Origin of the sequence: Micromonospora sp. NPDC048843, from assembly GCF_040649965.1 — a bacterium.
Classification (GTDB): Bacteria; Actinomycetota; Actinomycetes; order Mycobacteriales; family Micromonosporaceae; genus Micromonospora; species Micromonospora hortensis.
The window spans coordinates 25388-32743 of sequence record NZ_JBEZGJ010000076.1 but is presented as its reverse complement, the minus strand read 5'-3'; the positions used below and the strand labels follow the sequence as shown (position 1 = coordinate 32743).

Annotated in this window: 6 protein-coding genes; 4 read left to right on the top strand and 2 right to left on the bottom strand. The window is 69.5% G+C overall.

The genetic code is table 11. The annotated features are described in order from the left end of the window. Positions 1-146: 146 nt before the first annotated feature. On the bottom strand, positions 147-593 hold the full coding sequence (locus AB0C20_RS18835) for a thioesterase family protein (RefSeq protein ID WP_112584127.1): 447 nt from the start codon (positions 591-593) through the stop codon (positions 147-149). A 12-nt stretch (positions 594-605) separates the two neighbouring features. Continuing rightward, the gene (gene ettA, locus AB0C20_RS18830) at positions 606-2282 is read right to left on the bottom strand and encodes an energy-dependent translational throttle protein EttA (RefSeq protein ID WP_099856650.1); all 1677 of its coding nucleotides are present in this window, start codon (positions 2280-2282) and stop codon (positions 606-608) included. A 209-nt stretch (positions 2283-2491) separates the two neighbouring features. Between ettA and AB0C20_RS18825 the strand changes: the two genes are divergently transcribed. From AB0C20_RS18825 to otsB, 4 genes are all read left to right on the top strand, one after another. Then, positions 2492-2776, top strand: coding sequence for a hypothetical protein (locus AB0C20_RS18825; RefSeq protein WP_238685459.1), 285 nt, complete (start codon positions 2492-2494; stop codon positions 2774-2776). Continuing rightward, entirely contained in the window at positions 2773-3165 is a 393-nt protein-coding gene (locus AB0C20_RS18820) for a hypothetical protein (RefSeq protein WP_357185140.1), read from the top strand. Before AB0C20_RS18825 ends, AB0C20_RS18820 begins: the two co-directional genes overlap by 4 nt. 142 nt (positions 3166-3307) lie before the next feature. Beyond that, entirely contained in the window at positions 3308-4708 is a 1401-nt protein-coding gene (locus tag AB0C20_RS18815; RefSeq protein WP_030333449.1) for a trehalose-6-phosphate synthase, read from the top strand. 41 nt (positions 4709-4749) lie between these two features. Next, entirely contained in the window at positions 4750-7314 is a 2565-nt protein-coding gene (otsB, locus tag AB0C20_RS18810; protein ID WP_357185308.1) for a trehalose-phosphatase, read from the top strand. Positions 7315-7356: the final 42 nt, after the last annotated feature.

Sequence of the window (7356 nt, the reverse complement as noted above, 5' to 3'; positions counted from 1 at the left end):
GCCACGCGGCTCATCGAGACGGCCGCCAAGCCGTCGGCGTCGGCCACGCGTACGGCGGCGGGCCAGGAAGGCGCCCGCGTCCGCCACCCCGACGACACCGTGGGTGGACGCCGCCGTCCGGCCCGGCTCGGCGGTGCCCGGTCGGGTCACGCCACACCGCCCTGCGGCGCGTACGTGAGCAGGAAGTCCCGTTCCTCGGTGGTGATCCGCCGGGGCACCTGGCGGGTCAGGTCGAACGGCACCAGCACCGAACGGGCACGGCTGGCCAGCACCTCACCGTCGTACAACTCGTAGGCGACGGTGAACCGGGAGGCCCGGATCTCCTCCACCCACAGCTCGATCCGGACCGTGGGTGCCGCCTCCGCGGTGGCCCGGCCGAGCGCGTAGTCGACCGGGCGCAGGTAGTCGACCTCGTGCCGGCGGATCACCACACCGTCGGCGAACGAGCCGACGCCCCAGGCCCGGCCCCCGGCGAACATCAACGCCACCCGCGCCTCCTCGTACAGCGTGAGGAAGCGCGAGTTGTTGACGTGGCCGTACGCGTCCAGGTCGGACCAGCGCAGGGTGCAGTGGTAGACGAAGCGGTCAGACACCTTCTCGGCCGGTCAGTCGCGGGTCAGCTTGCGGTAGGTCACCCGGTGCGGCCGGGCAGCCTCCGCGCCGAGGCGGTCGATCTTGTTCTTCTCGTACGCCTCGAAGTTGCCCTCGAACCAGAACCACCGGGTCGGGTCCTGGTCGTCGCCCTCCCAGGCCAGGATGTGCGTGGCGACGCGGTCCAGGAACATCCGGTCGTGCGAGATGACCACGGCGCAGCCGGGGAACTCCAGCAGTGCGTTCTCCAGGCTGGACAGCGTCTCCACGTCCAGGTCGTTCGTCGGCTCGTCGAGCAGGATGACGTTGCCGCCGATCTTCAGGGTCAGCGCCAGGTTGAGCCGGTTGCGCTCACCGCCGGAGAGCACCTTCGTCGGCTTCTGCTGGTCCGGTCCCTTGAAGCCGAATGCGGCGATGTACGCCCGTGACGGCATCTCGACCTTGCCCACCATCAGGTAGTCCAGCCCGTCGGAGACGACCTCCCAGACGGTCTTGTCGCCGTTGAGGCCTTCGCGGTTCTGGTCGACGTACGACAGCGAGACGGTGGGGCCGACCCGGACCTGCCCGCCGGTCGGCTCTTCCAGCCCGACGATGGTCTTGAACAGGGTGGTCTTGCCGACGCCGTTGGGGCCGATGATGCCGACGATGCCGTTGCGCGGCAGCGAGAACGACAGGTTGTCGATCAACAGCCGGTCGCCGAAGCCCTTGCTGAGGTTGACCGCCTCGATCACCGTGCTGCCCAGGCGCGGGCCCGGCGGGATCTGGATCTCCTCGAAGTCGAGCTTGCGGGTCTTCTCCGCCTCGTTGGCCATCTCGTCGTACCGGTCCAGGCGGGCCTTGGACTTGGTCTGCCGGGCCTTGGCGTTGGAGCGGACCCACTCCAGCTCCTCGGTGAGGCGCTTCTTCATCTTGGCGTCGCGGCGACCCTCGACGGCCAGGCGAGCGGCCTTCTTCTCCAGGTAGGTGGAGTAGTTGCCCTCGTAGCCGATGGCCCGGCCGCGGTCGAGCTCCAGGATCCAGCCGGCCACGTTGTCGAGGAAGTACCGGTCGTGGGTGATCGCCATGACGGTGCCGGCGTACTTGGCGAGGTGCTGCTCCAGCCAGGAGACGCTCTCCGCGTCCAGGTGGTTGGTGGGCTCGTCGAGCAACAGCAGGTCGGGCGCCTCCAGCAGCAGCTTGCAGAGCGCCACTCGGCGACGCTCTCCACCGGAGAGCTGGGTCACGTCGGCGTCCGGCGGCGGGCAGCGCAGCGCGTCCATGGCCAGTTCGAGCTTGGAGTCGACGTCCCAGGCGTCGAGATGGTCGAGCTCCTCCTGGAGCTTGCCCATCTCCTCCATCAGCTCGTCGGAGTAGTCGGTGGCCATCTGCTCGGCGATCTTGTTGAACCGCTCCAGCTTGGCCTTGGTCTCGGCGACCGCCTCCTCGACGTTGCCGAGCACGGTCTTGGCCTCGTTGAGCGGGGGCTCCTGGGCGAGCATGCCGACGGTGTAGCCGGGCATGAGTCGGGCCTCGCCGTTGCTCGGCTTGTCCAACCCTGCCATGATCTTGAGGAGGCTGGACTTACCGGCGCCGTTCGGACCGAGCACACCGATCTTGGCTCCTGGCAGGAAGCTCAACGTCACGTTGTCGAGCACGACCTTGTCGCCGTGCGCCTTGCGCGCCTTTTCCAGAACGTAGATGTACTGGGCCACGGTGCGGGCTACCTCCGTCGGTTGCTGTCGCTGATCGGCGGCGCGGCGCGGGCTGCGAGGACCGCCCGCCGCCGCCGGCCGGGAGCCGGCCGCGCGCACGCCATCGTCAATCCTGACAGGTACGGCGCGCTTCGCCCACATCACCCCGCCCCAGGGGTACGCGAGCGCGCCTCCTTGCCAGAGCCGGTAAGGCAAATTACGGTTTCGGTATGACCAAGAAGATCACCATCAGCCTGCCCGATGAGCTTGCCGACAGGCTGGCCGACGAGCCGAACGCCTCCGCCTATGTCGCTGAGTCTCTGCGGCGGAGGGTGGCCGGGGAGAAGACGCGGGAGATCCTCCGGCGGGTGGGTTTTGAGATCACCGACGAGGGCGTCGCGCGGGTACACGCCGAGATGGAGCAGTTGCGGGCGAGCATCACGCCCGAACTGCGCGAACAGGCAGCCCAGCTCCAGGCGGAGGTCTTGGCGGCACGCGCGAGAGCCACCCGGTGACGGGCTACGGCTTGGCGCTGGATGCGACCGCCCTGCTGGCATATTCCTCGTCCGAACGGGATGTCGGACACCGCATCGCGGAAGCCGCCGACTATGGCGTGCACGTGCTGGTGCCGGCACTCTGCCTCGTCCGTGCGCACCAGGAGGCCACTCCCGATCAGTGGGAGATGCTCGAAGTACTCGCCGCGTTGCCGCACATCCGGGTAACACCTGTCGAGCCGAACATGTGCTCGTTTCTCGGCGGATGGTCGCGCCGGATGACCGGACACACGGACCTAGCTCAGTTGGCGATGGACGCCGCCGCCCACCCCCTCGTGCCGATCATGACGGACCGGCGGGAGCTGCTCGGCGAGGTGCTGCCCAAGGAATGGCCGATCATCGACCTCTGACCTGCGGGCTGTCGACAAGATCACCTTTAGGATTCGGTCGCACCGAGGCGGGTAGGAGACTCCGGCACGGGGCACAAGACGCCGCAGCTACGCTCAGTACGCTCATCGCGGTGGACCCGTCAGTACCCGGAGGTGGCCGATCGTGACCGTCCGTAGCTCCTTTGTCGTAGTGGCGAACCGTCTGCCGGTCGACGAGGTGAGCACACCCGAGGGCCGGCAGTGGCGACGCAGCCCTGGCGGGCTGGTCACCGCGCTGCATCCCGTACTCGCCGAACACAAGGGCACCTGGGTCGGCTGGGCCGGTGGCACCGGCGCGGCCCCCGAGCCGTTCGACCTGGAGGGGATCCGGCTGCACCCGGTCCCGCTCAGCGCCGAGGAGTTGGAGCGCTACTACGAGGGCCAGTCCAACGCGACGATCTGGCCGCTCTACCACGACGCGGTGGAGACGCCGGCCTACAAGCGCCGGTGGCGGGAGGCGTACCGCCTGGTCAACGCCCGGTTCGCGGAGGCCGCAGCCGACGTGGCGGCCGAGGGCGCGACGGTCTGGGTGCAGGACTACCAGCTCCAGTTGGTGCCGGCGATGCTCCGTGAACTCCGCCCGGACCTGCGGATCGGGTTCTTCCTGCACATCCCGTTCCCGCCGATCGAGCTGTTCATGCAGATGCCGTTCCGTACCGAGATCCTGCGCGGTCTGCTCGGTGCCGACCTGGTCGGTTTCCAGCAGCGGCTGGCCGCGCAGAACTTCGTCCGGCTGGCCCGGCACCTGCTCGGGCTGCGCTACGAGGGGCAGATGATCCAGGTCGACGGTCGGCAGGTGAAGGCGGGCGCCTTCCCCATCTCGATCGACACCCAGGAGATGGAACGGATGGCCGCCGATCCGGCGATCCAGGCCCGGGCCAAGCAGATTCGCGCCGAGTTGGGCGATCCGAAGACGATAATCCTGGGCGTGGACCGGCTGGATTACACAAAGGGCATCGAGTTGCGGCTCAAGGCCTTCCGGGAGCTGCTGGCTGACGGAAAGTTGACAGTTCCCGACGCGGTCATGGTTCAGGTCGCCACACCCAGCCGCGAGCGCGTGGAGCACTACCAGGCACTACGGGTGAAGGTGGAGCGCGAGGTCGGCCGGATCAACGGCGAGTTCGGCAGGGTCGGCGTGCCGGCGGTCCATTACCTCCATCAGTCGTACAGTCGCAGTGAGCTGGCGGCGATGTACGTTGCTGCCGACGTGATGATGGTGACCCCGCTGCGAGACGGAATGAACCTCGTGGCGAAGGAATACGTAGCATCACGTGCCGACCAGGGTGGCGCGCTCGTACTCAGTGAGTTCGCCGGTGCCGCCACCGAGCTTCGCCAGGCATTTTTGTGTAACCCGCACGACCCGGACGCGGTCAAGGACGCCCTCCTCCGGGCAGTGCACGTGGAGAAAACCGAGGCACGCCGCCGGATGCGGACAATGCAACGTCACCTGCGTACCCACGACGTGGGCCACTGGGCCAAGTCTTTCCTCTCGGAGCTCGGAGTTCCCGAGGCGGAGGCCGAGTGAACACGTCCGTCAACGATGGGGCGGCAAACGCCACCGGGGTCATGGACCCTGAGTTGCGTTCCGCCATCGGCCGGATCGCCCGGGTCCCCCAGCTCCTGGTCGCCTGCGACTACGACGGCACGCTGGCGCCGATCGTGGAAGACCCCAGCACAGCCGTCCCGCTGCCCGAGTCGGTCGCCGCGATCCGCGCGCTCGCCGCGCTGCCGCAGACCACAGTGGCGGTGGTCTCTGGTCGGGCGCTGCGCGACCTGGCCGCGCTCTCGCGGCTGCCCAGCGAGGTGCACCTCGTCGGCAGCCACGGCTCCGAGTTCGACATCGGCTTCGTCGAGCGGCTCTCCCCCGAGTTGGTCGCCGTACGGACCCAGGTCCGCAACGCGCTGCGTGAGATCGCCGCCCAGCACCCGGGCATCCGGCTGGAACGCAAACCGGCGAGCGTCGCGATGCACACCCGTGGGGTCGACCCGCAGATCGCCGCCGCCGCCATCGAGGCGGTCCGCAACGGTCCGGCCACCTTCGACGGCGTCACTGTGACCCAGGGCAAGGAGGTCATCGAACTTTCCGTGGTGGCCACCCACAAGGGCACCGCACTCGACCAGTTGCGGACCCAGCTCGCCTCCAGCGCGGTCCTGTTCATCGGCGACGACGTCACCGACGAGAACGGGTTCGGCCACCTGCACGGTCCCGACCTCGGCATCAAGATCGGCCCCGGCGACACCCAGGCCAGCTACCGGGTGGCCGACCCGCTGGAGGCCGCCCGCGCGCTGGCGCTGCTGCTGGAGACCCGGCGGCACTGGCTGTTCGGTGAGCGGGCGGTGCCGATCGAACGGCACTCCATGCTGGCCAACGGTCGTACCGTCGCTCTGCTCACCCCCGAGGCCAAGGTGAGCTGGCTCTGCCACCCCAAGCCCGATTCGGCGGCGATCTTCGCCGACCTGGTCGGTGGCAGCCCGGCCGGCCACTTCAGCATCACCCCGGAACGTGGCGGCATCCCGCTGGGCCAGCGCTACCGGTCCGGCACGATGACCGTGGAGACCCGCTGGTCCGGGCTCACCGTCACCGACTGGCTGGACAAGCCGGCCCGGGAGACCACACCGAGCGACAGCCCGGCGGTCATCACCGGCGACTCGACACTGGTCCGGGTGCTGACCGGCAGCGGCAAGGCCACTGTGGAGTTCGCGCCGAGGCCCGAGTTCGGCCAGGTCGCCGTGCAGTTGCAGCCGATCGGCGACGGTCTGCTGGTGCTCGGCTCCAACGAGCCGGTAGCGCTCTACGCCCCCGGTGTGGAGTGGGAGGTCGGCAACGACGGGGGGTACGAGACCGCCAAGGCGATCGTCGACCTCTCCGCCGCCGGTGGGCAGGTAGTGCTGGAGCTGCGCTTCGGCACGCACAGCCTGGAGCACCATCGGGTGCCGATCCACGAGCGGCAGGCCGCCGCCGAGCAGCCGTGGAAGGACTGGGTGGCCTCGCTGCGGCTGCCGTCCACCGCCCGCGACCTGGTCGCGCGCAGCGCCCTCACCCTGCGCGGGCTCTGCCACGAAGCCACCGGCTCGATCCTGGCCGCGGCGACCACCTCGCTCCCCGAGGAGCTGGGCGGCGTCCGCAACTGGGACTACCGCTACTGCTGGCTGCGCGACGCCGCGCTGACCGCCCGCGCACTTGTCGACCTGGGCTCCGTCGAGGAGGCCGAGGCGCTGCTGCGCTGGGTGGACGGCTGCATCGAGCGCACCGGCGGGCACCCGGAGCGACTGCACCCGCTCTACACCATCGACGGCTACGAGCTGGGTGCCGAGGCCGTCATCGACACGCTGCCCGGGTACGCCGGCTCCCGGCCGGTCCGGGTCGGCAACCTCGCCAACCACCAGTTGCAGCTGGACGTCTTCGGCCCGATCGCCGACCTGATCGCGGCCGTCGCCGACGCTCGCGGTTCGGTCCGTGACGACGAGTGGCGGGTCCTGGAGAACATGGTCGAGGCGGTCCGCCGCCGCTGGCACGAGCCCGACCACGGCATCTGGGAGGCCCGGCTGCCACCCCGGCACCACGTCTTCTCCAAGGTGATGTGCTGGATGACAGTCGACCGCGCGCTGCACGTGATGCGCGAGCACGGCGGCGAGGACCGGCCCGAGTGGAAGGACCTGCGCGACCGGATCGGCGCCAACGTGCTGGAGCACGGCTGGCACTCCGACGTCGAGGCGTACAGCGTCGCGTACGGGGACGAGGACATGGACGCCTCGTCGCTCTGGATCGGCCTCTCCGGCCTGCTCCCGGGCGACGACCCGCGCTTCCTGTCCACAGTCCTGCGGATCGAGGCGGACCTGCGCAGCGGCCCGGTCGTCTACCGCTACCACTGGGACGACGGCCTGCCCGGCCGTGAGGGCGGCTTCCACATCTGCACGGCGTGGCTGATCGAGGCGTACCTGCGCACCGGCCGCCGCACCGACGCCGAGGAGCTGTTCGCGCAGATGGTGCTGACCGCCGGCCCGACCGGGCTGCTCCCCGAGCAGTACGACCCGCTCGCCGAGCGCGGCCTGGGCAACCACCCGCAGGCGTACAGCCACCTCGGTCTGATCCGCTGCGCCCTGCTGCTGGACAACATGCTCAAGCAGTAGTTCGCCGTGTGTGTGACGGGGCCGGAGCGCTTGCGCTCCGGC